This is a genomic window from Bradyrhizobium sp. 14AA, assembly GCF_054185205.1.
The window spans coordinates 34122-49946 of record NZ_JAVAYM010000004.1 but is presented as its reverse complement, the minus strand read 5'-3'; the positions used below and the strand labels follow the sequence as shown (position 1 = coordinate 49946).

Genomic DNA, 15825 nt, shown 5'->3' with positions numbered 1-15825 from the left:
GAGGAAACGAGCATGCTGAAGTCCGCGAGATGGGCCGTGGGATGGCTGGCCCTGCTATGGAGTTGCGCAAGCCTTGCGCAGACCTATCCGACGAGGCCGGTCAAGATCATCGTTCCCTATCAGGCGGGCCAGGGCACCGACGTCGTGGCGCGCTATCTCGCCGACCATCTGTCGCGGACGCTGGGCCAGCGCTTCTATGTCGAGAACAAGCCCGGAGCCGGCGGCAATATCGGTGCCGAGCAGGTGGCGCATTCGGAGCCCGACGGCTACACGCTGTTGATGGGCACCAACGCCACCCAGACCATGAACGAGTTCATGTATCCCGCGATGGGGTTCGCGCCGGACAAGGACTTTGCCCCGATCATCCTGGTCGGCAAGCTGCCGCTGGTGATCACGGCCAGTCCGTCGTTCGCCGGAAACAACGTGGTCGACCTGATCTCGGCGGCCAAGGCGAAGCCGGACAGGATCGACATCGCGCTGCCGAGCACGACGGCGCGTGTCATCTTCGAGTTTCTCAAGGAGGTGACCGGCGCGCCGATGTTCGGCGTTCCCTACAAGGGCTCGGCGACGGCGATGACCGACGTGCTCGGCGGACAGGTGCCGCTGCTGATCGACACGGTCACGGCGGTGCGCACTCAGATCGAAGACGGCAAGCTGAAGGCGCTCGGCATCACCGTGCTGAAGCCGAGCGAACTGCTGCCGGGCGTGAAGCCCGTCGCCGAGCAGGGCGTGCCTGATTTCGAGATGGCGGGATGGAATGCCTTCTACGCGCCGCGCGACACGCCAAAGGCCGTCATCGAGCTTCTGAACGGCGAGTTCGCCAAGGCGCTCGCCTTGCCCGAGACCAAGAAGCGGCTACACGAGCTGGGACTCGATCCGGCCGGTGGAACACCGGCGGACCTTGCCCGGTTCGAGACCAAGGAGCGGCTCAAATGGGGCCCGGTGATCAAGGCGACGGGCCTGCAGGGCGGCTGACGCCTCCTGCAGCCAAGATCACGTTCTGCGCTCGCGCACCGAGCCTTCCTGCGCCACCGAGGCCACCAGCGTGCCATCAGGCTTGAAGATGAGACCGCGGCTCAGGCCGCGGCCGCCTTGCGCGCTCGGCGAATCCTGGGCGTAAAGCAGCCATTCGTCGGCGCGGAACGGGCGGTGGAACCACATCGCGTGATCGAGGCTCGCCGGCATCATGCGCTTGTCGAACAGCGTGCGGCCATAGCGCGCCATGATCGCGTCGAGCAGCGAGAAATCCGAGGCGTAGGCGAGCGCGCACAGATGCAGCGCGGGATCGTCGGGGAGTTTCGCAGCCGTGCGGATCCAGATGTTGATGCGCCCGTCCTCGACCTTCTGGCCGAAATAGCGGCCGATCTCGACCGGACGCAATTCGATCGGGCGATCCATCTCGTAGTAGCGGCGGATGAACTCCGGCATCTCCTTGAAGATCGGCTGCTTCGCGACTTCCTCCGCGGTCAGCTTTTCCGGCGGCGGCACGTCGGGCATCTTGTCCTGGTGATCGAACGTGCTCTCTTCCTCGGCGTGGAAGGACACCATGATCGAGAAGATCGCGTTGCCGTGCTGGATCGCGGTGACGCGGCGGGTCGAGTAGCTCTTGCCGTCGCGCAGGCGCTCGACCTGGTAGATGATCGGGACCTGCGGATCGCCCGGCAGGATGAAATAGCAATGCAGCGAATGCGGCAGGCGCCCCTCGACGGTGCGGCAGGCCGCGACCATCGCCTGCCCGATCACCTGGCCACCAAACACCCGCTGCCAGTCCGTTTTCGGACTGTTGCCGCGGAACAGGTTCACCTCGAGCTGTTCGAGGTCGAGGATCGAAATGAGGTCGAACAGGCTTTTGGACATGGCGTGAACTTTCTTGCCGTCATTCCGGGCCGCTGCTCCGGAATGGCACATTCGGGCCGTTCAGCCCTTGTTTCACCGCCCTGTTTCGCCCACCTCAAGTCTGCTAGCAAGACCGGGAATTGGCGAAGTGGTGGCCGGGAAGCTTGGTATGTCGGTACAGGGTAGCATTGTCATTGGCGGCGGCGCTTTTGCAGGCCTGGCGCTCGCCCTGGCGCTGCGCCAGGGGCTGGGGCCCGAGATCCCCGTCGTCGTCGCCGATCCCGCGCTCAGCGTACGGCCGAGTCGCGATCCGCGCGCGACCGCGATCGTGGCCGCCTGCCGCCGCCTGTTCGAGGCGATCGACGCCTGGGACGACGTCAAGGGCGAGGCGCAGCCGATCCTCGACATGGTCGTCACCGATTCCAGGCTGGAGGACGCCACCCGTCCGGTGTTCCTGAACTTTGCCGGCGATGTCGCGCCCGGCGAGCCCTTTGCGCACATGGTCGAGAACCGCCGCCTGATCGATGCGCTGGTGCTGCGCGCCGAGGCCGAGGGCATCGATCTGCGCGCCACCACCGTGTCGTCCTACGACGCGCGTCCCGACGGCATCGACGTGACGCTCGGCGACGGCAGCGTCATCGCCGCCAGTCTGCTGGTCGCCGCCGACGGCGCGCGGTCGAAGCTGCGCGAGCGCGCCGGCATCGCCACCCATGGCTGGGAATATGACCAGTCCGGCATCGTCGTTACCGTCGGTCACGAGCGCGATCACGAGGGCCGCGCCGAAGAACACTTCCTGCCCGCAGGTCCCTTCGCGATCCTGCCGCTCACCGGAAAACGCTCATCGCTGGTGTGGACCGAACGCCGGGCCGAGGCCGCGCGCATCATCGCGCTCAGCGACGAAGAGTTTCATCGCGAGCTCGAGCAGCGCTTCGGCCTGCATCTCGGCGAGGTCAAGGCGCTCGACAAGCCGCGCGCGTTCCCGCTGTCTTATTTCGTCGCGCGCTCCTTCATCGCCGAGCGCCTCGCGCTGGTCGGCGATTCCGCGCACGTCATCCACCCCATTGCGGGCCAGGGTCTCAACATGGGGCTGAAGGATGTCGCGGCGCTGGCCGAGGTCGTCGTCGACGCCGCGCGGCTCGGCATGGATCTCGGCGGTGCCGACGTGCTCGAGCGCTACCAGCGCTGGCGCCGCTTCGACACCATGGCGATGGGCGTTGCCACCAACTCGCTGAACTTCCTGTTCTCGAACCAGTCGACGCTGCTGCGCACCGTGCGCGACATCGGCCTCGGCCTCGTCGACCGCGCCCCGCCGCTGAAGAACCTCTTCATCCGCCAGGCCGCCGGCTTGACGGGCGAGGTGCCGCGGCTGCTGAAGGGCGAGGCGTTATAGGTTTCGCTCGCATCACACACTCCGTCGTCGTCCCGGACAAGCGCGCCCCCACGCGCGCGCAGATCCGGGACCCATACTCCGCAGCAATCGTTTTGCGAAGATCCGGAGTTGCCAGCGCATGCAGCAACGCAATTCGGTGGTTATGGGTCCTGGCTTTCGCCAGGACGACACCGAGGGTGTGGCGCGGGCATCGCTCCAAACGACGAAGCTCCGCTACGACCTCAATCGATCTTTCTTGCCTCTTCCGGCAGCATGATCGGAATGCCGTCGCGGATCGGGTAGGCGAGCTTGGCGCTGCGCGAGATCAGCTCCTGCTTTGCGGAATCGAACTCGAGCGGGCCCTTGGTCAGCGGGCAGACCAGAATCTCCAGCAATTTGGGATCGACGCTGGCTTCGGGACGTTCGGTAGGCGCGTTCATGGGGGTCTCCGGCATCGCTTGCCTCTAGCACAGAAATTCGCGTCCGCCCATCGCGGGCTCAGGCTGCGATCATCGCCAGGAGCTCGTCGAGCATGCCCTGGAGCCGTGCCGCCTGCACCGGTGGGCCCGACAGCGCGAAGCCGAGAAAGGTCCAGTACAGGATCTGCGCGCGGGCCTGCGCTGTCGCCGCCTCGAGCCCGCGCATCGCAAGCAGCCCCTCGATATAGTCGAGCCTGCGGCGGTCGATTGCACGCACCGCCGCTTGCGCGGCCGCGTCGAACGCCGCCCAGTTGCGTACCGCGCGCTCGAGGTCGAGCTTCGCGCCGAAGGATCTCCGCAGCAGCGCCTTGAGCGGTTCATCGCCGGCGGCTTCGACGTCGGCGATGATCTGCTCGGCCGCGATCTCGCGCCAGCGCTTCAGCACGGCGGCGTGGAACGCGCCGAGATCGGCGAAATGCCAATAGAAGCTGCCGCGCGAGACGCCCATGGCTTTTGCCAGCGGATCGGCCTTCAGCGCGGTGAAGCCGCTTTTGGCAAGCGCCTTCAGGCCTTCCTTGATCCAGTCGTCGGCCGAGAGCTGTTCCGTCATGTCGGGTTCCAAATCCAACCATACACTAGTGTATTGACAGACGGCAGGCGAGCGCCTATTTGACCATACATGACTGTATGGAGGCATTGATGCGCGATCTCCTGCTCCAGTGCGCCGGCGTCCTGACCATCGTCGTGGCCCTCATTCATGGCATCCTCGGCGAGACCAAGGTCTTCGCGCGCGCCCACATCGAGCCGGAACGGCTCCGCACCCTGATTCGCCTGGTCTGGCAGGCCTCGACCGTTGCCTGGATCGGCGGTGGCGTACTCCTGATCGCGGCGCCCTGGATGAGCTCGGAACCGGCGCGGCACTGGATCGTCATCACCATGGCCGGCGTGTTCGGCTTCTCCGCGTTCGCCAACGCATGGGCGACGCGCGGCCGGCACTTCGGCTGGATGGCGCTCAGTGCGGTCGTCGCGATGGCGATCGCCGGTTATTGACCGCCAAAGGGGAGTAGAGGCATGGCGCTGACGCTGGTGACCGGGGGCACGGGCCATCTCGGCCGGGATATCGTCGACCGTCTCGTTCGCGATGGACGTCGCGTCCGGGTCCTTGCGCGATCGCCGGGCGCGCGGTCGGACGTCGAATGGGCCGCAGGCGATCTCGCCACGGGCGCCGGGCTGCGGCCAGCGCTGCATGACGTCGACACGGTCATCAACGCGGCGACCTGTTCTCCGATCGCGCGCCGCGGCGGCATTCGCCCGATCGATTTCTTCAGGTCGCCTTCGGCCGTGGATGTCGAGGGCACGGAGCGGCTGCTGTCGCTCGCTGGGGAAGCCGGGGTGCGGCACTTCCTCCACGTCTCGATCGTCGGGCTCGACGAAGCGACCCTGCCCTACGCCCGGGTCAAGCTCGCCGGCGAACGGCTGGTGCGCGCATCCGTCCTGTCCTGGTCCGTCGTTCGCGCGATGCCGTTCTACTATTTGCTCGACAAGCTGCTCGCGGGCCTCGGCTGGCTTCCGGTGTGGCCGGTGCCGACGACGCGGTTCGATCCCGTCGATACTTCCGACGTTGCCGACCACGTCGTGGCCTGCACCTTCGATGGGCAGCGCGGTGTCCGCGCGGAGATTGGTGGCCCCGAGGACCTCGATCTCGTCGCCTTTGCCCGCCAGTATCAGGATGCGAGGAGACTGCATCGAAAAATCCTGCCGGTCGATCTTCCGGAGGCGAAGGCGCGCGGCATGGGTTTTGTCGTGAGCCGGGGCGTGCGCGGACGTCTCACCTGGACGGACTGGCTGCAGCGCAACTATCCGGGGATGCGAAGTGCGGCATAGCGCAGCTGGCGAGGTCGGCAGGCTATCCCAAATCGTGAGGCGTAAGGCCGCAGCGGCCATCCAAATGCGTGCTGCCCACGGACAGCGCTGACCTTTTCTCGGCCGTTAGAATAAATCTAAAGCCAGCGGGCCCCGACCCCGATTGACTTCACCCTCTCCTTTGCTTCCTTCGGTCCCGCTTCGCGGCTCCGCGCAGCGCGACCGACAGAGGAGGAGACGTTCGTGAAGGTCATTCGTGTTGTTGCCATTGCACTGACGATTGGGATTGGCGCGGGATCGACGGCCATGGCCGACGGTTTCAAGGATTGCACCAAGCTCGACAAGGCGTCGTGGAAGCCGGCCAGCGAGGCCGAAGCCAAGGCCAAGGCGCTGGGTTACGAGGTGCGGCGCTCGAAGATCGAAGGCTCCTGCTACGAGGTCTATGGCGTCAAGGAAGGCAAGCTCTACGAGCTGTTCTACAGCCCCGAAGATCTCAGCCTGAAGAAGACGGTCGCCAAGTAAGGGTCATCCTCGCTTGATCGAAGAAGCGGTGCCACAAGCGCGCGGGGTGTCCGACGGGACCCCCGCGGATCGAGTCGCTTCGCGGACGGTTGCAGTCTGGGATCTCCCGCTGCGCCTCTGGCACTGGGCGCTTGCGGCGAGCATTCTCGCCGCATGGTTCACGCCCACCGTCTATGATCGGCTTCATCGCATCGTCGGCTACACGGTGCTTGGGCTTCTCGCCTTCCGTCTGGTCTGGGGCTTCTGGGGAAGCCGCTATTCGCGCTTCCGCATGGTCGGCGTCAGGCTTCGTGCCGCGCCACGCTATCTCTGGAATCTGCGCCGCGGCATCACCGGCCGCTATATCGGACTCAATCCCGCCGGCACCCTGATGCTGGTGGCGCTGCTGCTGGCGATCGCCGTCTCGACGATTACGGGCGCGATGTCGGTGACCGTGACCTTCTTCGGCGTCTGGTGGGTCGAGGACACCCACCACTATTCGTCGGACGCGGTCATCATCCTGGTCGTGCTCCACGTCGTGGGCGTGGTGCTGATGGGAATTCTCCAGCGCGAGAATTTGATCCGCGCGATGATCACGGGACGCAAGCGCATCCGGCATCATCCCTAAACGGAATCGGTTGAGTTCCAGCGGATGCAACCACAGGCTGCTCAACCGCGTAGTTTCACGGGGCTGGAACCGTCCTAACCCGCATAACTACCTCCAACTGGCGTCATTTGCCGGGAAGCATTTACCTCGCGATAGGCATGCAACTAGGCATTGCAGAAAATTAACGCGGAGAAAGCCCGATCGGATCAATCCTCGATAGTATTGACGAGGGAGCGATATTGAATGTTCCGCGTTTTTACCTGCCTCACGGCGGAGCACGACTGGCGGCTTGTCATGCTCGCCGGCCTGGTTTGCTTCGCTGCAAGCATTGTAGCCGTCAGCATCTTTCATCGAGCAATCGCCTCGCGCGCGTGGACGCGGCTGATGTGGATTGCGATTGCCGGCGCGGCCATCGGCTACGGAATCTGGGCAACGCATTTTGTCGCAATGCTCGCCTACGAGCCCGGCGTCCCGACCGGTTACGGCCTCGTGCTGACAGCGCTGTCGCTCGCGGCGGCGATGATCTTGACCTCAGGCGGGTTCGGCGTTGCCGTCAACAACTCCGGCCGTTGGCGCGCGGCTGCCGGCGGCGGCATCATCGGCGCCGGCATTGCGAGCATGCACTATATCGGCATGTGGGCCCTCGAAGTGCCGGGCCGCGTGACCTGGTTGCCGGGGCTGGTGTTCATCTCGATCGTCCTCGGCATGGTCCTGGGCTACGCCGCGCTCGCGGTTGTCCTGGGCCGCAAGAGCAAGTCGGGGACCTTCGTCGCGGCGCTGCTGCTGACGCTCGCCATCGTGTCGCATCATTTCACGGCCATGGGGGCCGTGCAGATCGTTCCAGACCCGACGCTGGCACACGATACATTGTCGCTTTCGCCGACCTTCCTCGCCGTGGCAATTGCGGGTGTGGCCCTGTCGGTGCTCGGGATGAGCTTCGTCGGCGTGCTGGCGGATCGCCGCCTTGCGACCAGAACCAGCAGGTTCGAGGAAATCATCAGCCAGCTTTCGCGCGCCAGGCAGCAGGTGGAAGATTCGCAACAGGAAATCCAGGACCAGAAACTCAGGCTGGATACGGCCATCAACAACATGGTCGAGGCGCTCTGCATGTTCGATGCGGAGAAGCGACTAGTCGTCTGCAACGAACGCTATGCCCTGCTCTATCGGCTGCCGCCGGAACTGCTGAGAACGGGGACCCCACATTCCGACATCATCCGGCATCGCGTTGCGAACGGCGTCCTCAAGGGCGACACCAGCGAGGGCGCTGCCGGGCAATTCATCTCGAAACTGGCCGCCCTGCCGTTCGATGCAGTCTCGAGCCGAATCGACGAGTTTGCGGATGGTCGGCTGATTTGCGTGACGCGACAGCCGATGGCCGGCGGCGGGTGGGTCGCGACCCATCTTGATGTCACCGAGCAACGCCGGTCCGAGGCCAAGATCGCTCACATGGCGCAACACGATGCCTTGACCGATCTGCCAAATCGCGTGCTGCTCAGGGAGCGGATGGAGCATGCCCTTGCCGTTACGCGCAATGGCGGCCTCGATCTGGCCGTGCTCATGCTCGATCTCGATCGCTTCAAGGAAGTCAACGACACGCTGGGACATCCGGCGGGCGATTCCCTGTTGCGCGCCGTCGCGGCGCGTCTGCGCGAATGCACCACGGAAACCGCGTTGATCGCGCGGCTGGGCGGCGACGAGTTCGCCGTGATCGACTACGTGACCAACCCGGCCGTCGAGGCTGCCACCCTCGCCGAGAACGTCAGAAAGGCGCTTTGCGAACCCTTTGACCTCGGCGATCACCGGGTCACGGTGGGCACCAGCATCGGCATTGCCATCGCGCCGCGCGATGGCGACGATTCCGACGTGCTCATGAAGGGCGCAGATCTAGCCCTCTACTCGGCCAAGAGCGGCGGACGCGGTGCATTCCGTTTCTTCGAGCCGGAACTCGACGAGCTCATGCATGCGCGACGCAACCTGGAGCGCGACATGCGGGATGCGCTTGCCGACGGTGAATTCGAGCTGCACTACCAGCCATTCGTCGATACCGCGACCGGCGAGATCCGCGGCTTCGAAGCCTTGCTACGCTGGCATCACCCGCGGCGAGGTCTGGTCATGCCCGGCGAATTCATCCCGCTCGCGGAGGAGACCGGCTTGATCGTGCCGCTGGGAGAATGGATCTTGAGGACCGCCTGTGCGGAGGCCGCCAAATGGCCTGCCCATCTCAGGATCGCGATCAACTTGTCTCCCGCTCAATTCAGGAGCAAGGAGCTTGTCCCGGTCATCATCGGCGCACTGGCGAGTTCGAAAGTTGCGCCACACCGGCTCGAGCTCGAGGTTACCGAGACGGTGATCATGCATGACAGCGGAGCTGTATTCGCAGCACTCGGTCAATTGCGCGAACTCGGCGTGCGAATCGCCCTGGACGATTTCGGCACCGGCTATTCGTCGCTGAGCTTTCTGCAAAGATTCCCATTCGACAAGATCAAGGTCGACCGCAGCTTCGTCAACGAACTGTCCAACGGAAGGGAAGACGCGCACCATCTCGCGCGGGCCGTGGTTCGCTTCGCAGTCAGCCTCGGCAAGACGACGACTGCCGAAGGCGTCGAGACGAAGGAGCAGCTGAACATCCTCCGTGACGAGGGGTGTGGTGAAACGCAAGGCTATTACTTCGGCCGGCCGATGCCTGCATCCGGCGTCGCGAAATTGCTGAGGCGTGGTGTCCGGGCAGCCGTCCGCGCCGCGTGAGCACCCGCGCCGTCACTGCAACGGCGGATCGCCGCTGGTGCGTTTCTTGGCGAGGTCCATCTCGGTGACCGCGATCAGGATTTCGGCGCGGGTCTTCAAATCCGGCGCCTCCAGCATCGCCTGCTTTTCCGCGGGGCCATAGGGCGACATCATCGCCAGCGCATTGACGAGCGCCTCGTTGGGGGCGCTCTCGACGCCTTCCCAGTCGACCTTGAGATTGTTGGCCTTCAAAAAGTCCGCCAGCACCGCCAGCAGCGCTTCGCGATCGACCTCGTCCTCGCCCATGCGCGCGGTGAAGTCGTCGACGAAGGCGAAGAAATCCACCTTGCACTGCCGATAGGCGGTGAGCACCTCGAGTTCCTCGACCACCTTGAAGCGCGAGACGCCGGTGAGCTCGAGGATGTAGCGGCCGTCGCCGGACTCGGCGAGCTGGGTGATGCGGCCGACGCAGCCGACGCGGAACAGCGCCGGCTTGTCGGAATTCTTCGGCGAGTGCGCCACATCAGGCTGGATCATGCCGATCAGGCGATGACCGTCGCGGAAGCTGTCGTCGACCATCGAGAGGTAGCGCGGCTCGAAGATGTTGAGCGGCATCTGGCCGCGCGGCAACAGCAGCGCGCCCGGCAGCGGAAATACCGGGATGATTTCCGGGAGGTCGGCGGGGCCGCGATATTCGATGTTGATCGGCATCTGGTCCCCGCTGACTTGGCTAAAGCATGATCCGGACCCGAAGGGCCGCGTTAGCGCAAAGTGTGAAGCGGTCTTCCGACAAGATCATGCTCCAACAATAACCCTTACGAAAACAGGATCGTCGACAAGCGCTTGCGTCCTTCGACGGTTGCATCATCCGTGCCGCCCCAGGCCTCGAAGAACTGCACCAGCTGCTTGCGGGCGCCGTCCTCGTTCCATTTGCGGTCGCGCTTGACGATCTCGAGCAGATGCTCGGTGGCGGCCGCGCGGTTGCCCTGCGCATTCAGCGCGGTGGCAAGGTCGAACCGGGCCTGATGATCGAGCGGATTTGCGGCAACTTTCTGTTCCAGCTCGGGCACCGGGCCCAGCTGCTCCGCCTGCTCGGCGAGATCGATCGCGGTCTGCACGGCTTTCACCGCGGGATCGTTGCGCTTGGATTCCGGCACCATGGCCAGTGTCTGCTTGGCCTGCTCCATCGCACCGGCGACAGCGTAGCACTTCGCAAGGCCGGCAAGGGCCGCGATGTTGGTCGCATCATGCTGAAGCGCCTCGGCATAGATCTGCGCTGCGGCCGCCGCGTCGCCCTCGGCGAGCACGGCATCGGCTTCCTGCACGATCTCGGCGACGTTGACCTCGCCCGGCGCGGTCACGCCCTTGGTCAGCTTTTCGATGAAGGCGTTGAGCTGGCTCTCCGGCACCGCGCCCATGAAGCCGTCGGCCGGCTGGCCGTTGACGAAGGCAATCACGGCCGGGATCGACTGGATGCCCATCTGGCCCGGGATCGCCGGGTGCTGGTCGATGTTCATCTTGACCAGCTTGACCTTGCCCTTGGCGGCCTTGACCGCCTTTTCCAGCACGGGGGTGAGCTGCTTGCAGGGGCCGCACCACTCCGCCCAGAAGTCGATCAGCACCGGCTGGCGCTTCGATTCCTCGATGACGTCCTTCACGAAGGTCTGGGTGGTGGTGTCCTTGATCAGATCGGCCGCAGCCGGGCCCGCCGCTCCGTTACCCTGGTCGATGATCGTCACGGGATTCCCTCGTCTGATGTCTGGAATGGCGGGTCTTTAGCACGTCGCCATCACATATGCTTCGCTGTCGGCTCCTAAATTGGGCCGGGGCGGCCGAATTTCAATCCGCCGAGGCCGATTCGGCTGTTCCGGGGCGTTTTCGGGCGGTTTGGCCGCATTCAGGGTCCATATAGGGCCTCAAGAACCCAATCTATCCCGCCGGTAGCTGTTGCATTCCCCTCCCGCTTTTGGCATACGACAGCCGTTGCCGGCGCGTCACGCGACCGACACAGGATGCGGGTGTAGCTCAGTGGTAGAGCACGACCTTGCCAAGGTCGGGGTCGAGGGTTCGAGCCCCTTCGCCCGCTCCAATTTTTTCCCAAGCATCCAGCGCCCCCATAAGCGAAGTTCGCTTCGGTTTGCCTCGTGCGAGCCCCGCGCTGATCAGGGAATCAATCCCGAGACGCGGTAGGTCTCGATGGCACGATCGTAGACCGAGATGTCGTTGCGTCCGCGCGCAATCAATTGCGCGCCCGTGATCGCGGCGAAGATCGCCATCGCGCGCTCGCTTCTTTCATCTTCGCTGGCACAGGCGTTGGCCGTCGCGAGCACACGCGTGATCCAGGCGATATTCATGCGAGGGAAACGATCGATCTCGTGCTTCACTTCCTCAGGAAGATCGTCGAGCTCGGCGCTCATGATGCCGCTCAGACACATGCGATTGCCGTTAGCGAGCGCGGCACGAAAAATCTCGATATAGCGGTCGAAGCACGCATGCGGATCGGGTGCCGTTGCGAGGACCTCCTCCAGATAGGCCGTGCCCTCCTCCGTGTAGCGCCGGGCCAGGGCCACCCCGAGATCGCCCTTCGTCGGGAAATGGTAGTGCACGCTGGCACTCTTGATTCCGACCTCCTTCGCCAGCTCGCGAAAGCTCAGCGCGGTGTATCCGCGCGCCTGCACGGTGGCGCGCGCGGCCGCCAGAACGGCCTCTCGCATGTCAGTTTTGGTCTTTGCCATCGAAACGTTACCTATCAACCGATAGATAGCTGTTGACCGGGCCGCTGAGAAGGGGAATAAAGCGGGTCGCCAACCTATCTATCGATAGACAGATAAATGAAGGTGCCGTATGAAGATCTACGACCGTCCAGGCTTCCCGAACCCCGCCCGTATCCGCATCGCCCTTGCGGAAAAACAGCTCGACTCCCAGGTCGAATTCGTCCCGATCGACCTCATCGGGGCCGAGCACAAAAGCCCCGCGTTCCTGAAAAAGAACCCGTCCGGCGTCCTGCCCGTGCTTGAGCTCGAAGATGGCACCTTCATCTCCGAATCGACGGCCATCACCGAATATCTCGATCATCTGGATGGTCGCCCGACGCTGACGGGCGCGACGCCCAGACAGAGAGCACTGATCCACATGATGCAGCGGCGCGCGGAAGCCGAACTACTCGACGCCGTCGGCGATTATTTCCATCACGCCACCCCGGGTCTCGGTCCGCAGCTTCAGGCCTTCAAGAGCCCCGACTGGAACGGCCGCGCCGAGTGGGGACAGCGGCAGGGCGAACGAGCCCGCGCGGGGATGAGCTATTTCAATGGCGTGCTGGAGCGGCAGCCGTACATCGCCGGCGACACATTTTCGATGGCGGACATCACCGTCTTCGCCGGCTTGATGTTCGCCGACGCTGCGGGTCTCGCGGTTCCCGACGACTGCTCCGCGCTCATCGCGTGGCGCGCACGGATTGCCGCGCTGCCCAGCGTGAAGCATCGCAGCGGCCAGGAATTTCTCGCCGACGACGCGCGCCGCTTCGGCCTGTGATTGACGGCAGGCCCTTCCGGCCGCAAACGGTCGCTGGGTGGTGGGCGAAGCGCGAGGCTGGTTTGAACCAGTTCCGCCTCGCCTGGCGCCGCGAAGAACGATCGATCCCGGAGGAGCAATGACAATTCTCATCACCGGCAGCGCAGGCCACCTCGGGGAGGCGATTCTGCGGACCCTCCGGGCTCGCGGCTCGCCTGCGCGCGGGATAGATCTGAAGACATCGCCCTTCACTGATGCCGTCGGCTCGATCGTCGATGCGGGCTTCGTGCGGCGCCAGATGGACGGCGTCTCCGCTGTGATCCACACCGCGACGCTGCACAAGCCGCATGTCGGGACCCACGGCAAACAGGATTTTGTCGACACCAACGTCACCGGCACGCTCAATCTGCTCGAGGCGGCCGCGGCTGCCGGCGTGCAGAGCTTCGTCTTCACCAGCACCACCAGCGCGTTCGGCTCGCAGCTTCGCCCCGGGGACGGACAGGCCGCCGTGTGGGTCACCGAGGATCTGCCGCCGGTGCCCAAGAACATCTACGGCACGACCAAGCTGATGGCGGAAACTCTCTGCGAGCTGTTCTTTCGCGAGCGCGGCCTGCCTGTCGTCGTGTTGCGAACCTCGCGCTTCTTTCCGGAGGACGATGACGATCCGGCGATGCGGTCGCGTTATGCGCTGGAGAATGCGCAGGCCAACGAGCTGCTCTATCGCCGGCTGGATATAGCGGATGCGGTGAGTGCCCATCTGCTCGCCGCCGAGCGCGCGCCGGAGATCGGCTTCGCGCGCTACATCGTCTCCGCCACCAGCCCATTCGAGCAACGCCACCTCGCCGCGCTTGCGCGCGACGCAGCCAATGTCGTGCGCGAGCTCTATCCGGATTGTGGGCAGCTCTATGCGGCGCGCGGCTGGCGTCTGTTTCCCGGGATCGACCGTGTCTATGTCAACGAACGTGCGCGGCGCGAGCTGGGCTGGCGGCCCGGGTTCGACTTTGCGCACGTCCTGAACAGCCTGCGTGCGGGCGCGGATTTTCGCAGCACGCTGGCGCGCGAGATCGGGTCGAAAGGCTATCACGAGACGACATTCGACGAGGGACCCTATCCTGTCGCCTCATGATCGCCGCCTTTGCCGTTTTGCTCGATCGGTCAAATGCCTATCGGGAGTCACCGCGCGCAAAGCGACCTCAGCCGTTCTACTGTGCATGGGGTTGTTTTCGCGTTTTTGTGTTGTCCGCGCCTCGTGCTGCCCGCAAATGAGGCGCGCGCCGTTTTGATTCCGCGTTGCAGCGAGAGCGTTTTCGTCGCCGCGTTCGCGTTCGAAGAAATTCCGTCTCAATTTTTATTGAGCGCAACCGCACTGCGCGCGACGCGCTTCTCAGTGCTCGCAGATGTGCTAACCTTTTTGCGTCTGTCGTCCTGACAGATTCCACTTCGCCTCTCGACTAGCAAAACAAAATAAATCGCAGCCCTGACGGCTGCCTTAGGGGAGTGACGCGATGACATCGATGTTCCATCGATCCGTGTTGGCGCTTGCGGCCGTGGCCCTTCTTGCGGGGACCAGCGCCGGCAATGCGCAACAGCAGGACAAGAGCAAGCCGCTGAAGAAATACGAATCCGGGACCAAGGAGTTCTGGACCCATCCGCCGGATGACTGGTTCCTCGGCGACGAGACCGAGGCGCAGAAGGGTCTCGCGCCGCCATCGGGCCCGCCGACTGGCGCCTCCGACGCCGAGCTCGCCAACATCGTCAAGAAGGTCAAGCTGCCGGCGGGCTTCAAGATGGAGGTCTACGCCTCCGGCGTGCTGGCCGCGCGGCAGATGGCCTGGGGCGACAAGGGCACGCTGTTCGTCGGCTCGTTCGGTCTCGGCAACGTCTATGCCATCAAGGACAACAATGGGAAGAAGGAGGTCAAGACCGTCCTCAAGGGGCTGAACATGCCCACCGGTCTCGCCTTCAGGGACGGCGCGCTCTACGTCATCGCCGTCGACAAGCTGATCCGCTACGACAACGCCGAGGCCAATCTGGACAAGCTCGGCGACGGCAAGGTCGTCTATGACGACATGCCGTCCTATGCCGCGCATGGCTGGAAGTACATCGCGGTCGACAAGGAAGGCTGGTTCTACATTCCGTTCGGACCGCCCTTCAACGTCGGCGTGCCCCCGACCAGCGTGTCGCAGATCCGCCGCGTCGACCCCAAGACCGGCAACGCGGAAATCTACGCGCTCGGCGTCCGCAACTCGGTCGGCGGCGACGTCGATCCGCGCACCGGCAAATACTGGTTCACCGAGAATGCGCGCGACTGGATCAGCGATGATCTGCCCTCAGACAAGCTGAACATGATCTCGAAGATGGGCGAGCATTTCGGCTATCCCTATTGCCACCAGGGCGATCTGCCCGATCCGAAGTTCGCGATGGGTCACAAGTGTTCCGAGTTCACGCCGCCTGTGCTGAATCTCGGCGCGCATGTCGCTCCGCTCGGCATGAAGTTCTATACCGGCGACCAATTCCCGCCTGAGTACAAGAACAACATCCTGATCGCCGAGCACGGCTCCTGGAATCGCCACAAGTACCAGGGCGGCCGCATCATGCGCGTGATCGTCGGGCCCGACGGCAAGAATGCCAAGCAGGAGGTGTTCGCCTCCGGCTGGATCGAGGGCGACCAGGGCTATCTCGGTCGTCCCGACGACATCATCCTCGCCAAGGACGGATCGATCCTCGTTGCCGACGACTGGGCCGGCGCGATCTATCGCATCAGCTACAGCAAGAAGTAGCGCGCGAACGATAAGAGGCTGCGGTGGCCGCGAGGGGCCGCAGCCTCTTTCATTTTCAAAATCCCACGCTGTCGTTCCGGATCGCGCGCTACCTGCGCGCAAGTCAGGAACCCATACCCACGAACGGGGGTTATGGATTCTCAAATGCGCAATCGCGCATCGTAGCTCGTGCTCCGCACGCCCCGGAATGGCCAGCTCGACAGATCGGAATTCTCA

The 15825-nt window shown here is 64.3% G+C and carries 17 protein-coding genes and 1 tRNA gene; 12 read left to right on the top strand and 6 right to left on the bottom strand.

Features of this window, described 5'->3' with window-relative positions; genetic code table 11:
* Positions 1-12 precede the first annotated feature (12 nt).
* Positions 13-975: a Bug family tripartite tricarboxylate transporter substrate binding protein gene (locus RAD15_RS10215; protein WP_458176889.1), complete on the top strand. Its 963-nt coding sequence runs from the start codon at positions 13-15 to the stop codon at positions 973-975.
* 18 nt (positions 976-993) lie between these two features.
* Here RAD15_RS10215 and tesB read toward each other — a convergent pair whose 3' ends face one another.
* Positions 994-1857 (bottom strand): acyl-CoA thioesterase II, encoded by an 864-nt coding sequence (gene tesB, locus RAD15_RS10210; RefSeq protein ID WP_458176887.1) that lies wholly within the window; start codon positions 1855-1857, stop codon positions 994-996.
* Between the two features lie 148 nt (positions 1858-2005).
* Between tesB and RAD15_RS10205 the strand changes: the two genes are divergently transcribed.
* The gene (locus RAD15_RS10205) at positions 2006-3226 is read left to right on the top strand and encodes a ubiquinone biosynthesis hydroxylase (RefSeq protein ID WP_458176885.1); all 1221 of its coding nucleotides are present in this window, start codon (positions 2006-2008) and stop codon (positions 3224-3226) included.
* 221 nt (positions 3227-3447) lie between these two features.
* Here RAD15_RS10205 and RAD15_RS10200 read toward each other — a convergent pair whose 3' ends face one another.
* Positions 3448-3645: a Trm112 family protein gene (locus tag RAD15_RS10200; RefSeq protein ID WP_007598651.1), complete on the bottom strand. Its 198-nt coding sequence runs from the start codon at positions 3643-3645 to the stop codon at positions 3448-3450.
* Positions 3646-3703: 58 nt separating this feature from the next.
* Complete coding sequence (locus RAD15_RS10195; protein WP_458176883.1) at positions 3704-4234, bottom strand: TetR/AcrR family transcriptional regulator; 531 nt, start codon at positions 4232-4234, stop codon at positions 3704-3706.
* An 89-nt stretch (positions 4235-4323) separates the two neighbouring features.
* On the opposite strand from RAD15_RS10195, the gene RAD15_RS10190 reads away from it, so the two are divergent.
* The 5 genes from RAD15_RS10190 to RAD15_RS10170 all read left to right on the top strand — a co-directional run bounded on the left by RAD15_RS10190 (position 4324) and on the right by RAD15_RS10170 (position 9340).
* The gene (locus RAD15_RS10190) at positions 4324-4674 is read left to right on the top strand and encodes a hypothetical protein (protein WP_458176881.1); all 351 of its coding nucleotides are present in this window, start codon (positions 4324-4326) and stop codon (positions 4672-4674) included.
* Positions 4675-4695: 21 nt separating this feature from the next.
* Entirely contained in the window at positions 4696-5508 is an 813-nt protein-coding gene (locus tag RAD15_RS10185) for an SDR family oxidoreductase (RefSeq protein ID WP_458176879.1), read from the top strand.
* 222 nt (positions 5509-5730) lie between these two features.
* Positions 5731-6009 (top strand): PepSY domain-containing protein, encoded by a 279-nt coding sequence (locus RAD15_RS10180; protein ID WP_458176877.1) that lies wholly within the window; start codon positions 5731-5733, stop codon positions 6007-6009.
* A 13-nt stretch (positions 6010-6022) separates the two neighbouring features.
* Positions 6023-6616: a cytochrome b/b6 domain-containing protein gene (locus RAD15_RS10175; protein ID WP_458176875.1), complete on the top strand. Its 594-nt coding sequence runs from the start codon at positions 6023-6025 to the stop codon at positions 6614-6616.
* 222 nt (positions 6617-6838) lie between these two features.
* Entirely contained in the window at positions 6839-9340 is a 2502-nt protein-coding gene (locus RAD15_RS10170; protein WP_458176873.1) for an EAL domain-containing protein, read from the top strand.
* Positions 9341-9352: 12 nt separating this feature from the next.
* Here RAD15_RS10170 and RAD15_RS10165 read toward each other — a convergent pair whose 3' ends face one another.
* Complete coding sequence (locus RAD15_RS10165) at positions 9353-10030, bottom strand: LON peptidase substrate-binding domain-containing protein (protein ID WP_458176871.1); 678 nt, start codon at positions 10028-10030, stop codon at positions 9353-9355.
* A 104-nt stretch (positions 10031-10134) separates the two neighbouring features.
* Entirely contained in the window at positions 10135-11058 is a 924-nt protein-coding gene (gene trxA, locus RAD15_RS10160; protein ID WP_458176869.1) for a thioredoxin, read from the bottom strand.
* A 275-nt stretch (positions 11059-11333) separates the two neighbouring features.
* Between trxA and RAD15_RS10155 the strand changes: the two genes are divergently transcribed.
* Positions 11334-11408 (top strand) — tRNA-Gly (locus RAD15_RS10155).
* Positions 11409-11481: 73 nt separating this feature from the next.
* Here the strand turns inward: RAD15_RS10155 and RAD15_RS10150 are convergent.
* Entirely contained in the window at positions 11482-12054 is a 573-nt protein-coding gene (locus RAD15_RS10150; protein WP_458176867.1) for a TetR/AcrR family transcriptional regulator, read from the bottom strand.
* A 109-nt stretch (positions 12055-12163) separates the two neighbouring features.
* Between RAD15_RS10150 and RAD15_RS10145 the strand changes: the two genes are divergently transcribed.
* The 4 genes from RAD15_RS10145 to RAD15_RS10130 all read left to right on the top strand — a co-directional run bounded on the left by RAD15_RS10145 (position 12164) and on the right by RAD15_RS10130 (position 15609).
* Positions 12164-12850, top strand: a complete 687-nt coding sequence (locus RAD15_RS10145; protein ID WP_458176865.1) for a glutathione S-transferase family protein — start codon at positions 12164-12166, stop codon at positions 12848-12850.
* 118 nt (positions 12851-12968) lie between these two features.
* The gene (locus tag RAD15_RS10140; RefSeq protein ID WP_458176863.1) at positions 12969-13955 is read left to right on the top strand and encodes an NAD-dependent epimerase/dehydratase family protein; all 987 of its coding nucleotides are present in this window, start codon (positions 12969-12971) and stop codon (positions 13953-13955) included.
* 33 nt (positions 13956-13988) lie between these two features.
* A complete protein-coding gene (locus RAD15_RS10135; RefSeq protein ID WP_458176861.1) occupies positions 13989-14258 on the top strand; it encodes a hypothetical protein in 270 nt (89 codons plus the stop codon).
* A gap of 76 nt (positions 14259-14334) precedes the next feature.
* Positions 14335-15609, top strand: a complete 1275-nt coding sequence (locus tag RAD15_RS10130) for a PQQ-dependent sugar dehydrogenase (protein WP_458176859.1) — start codon at positions 14335-14337, stop codon at positions 15607-15609.
* Positions 15610-15825: the final 216 nt, after the last annotated feature.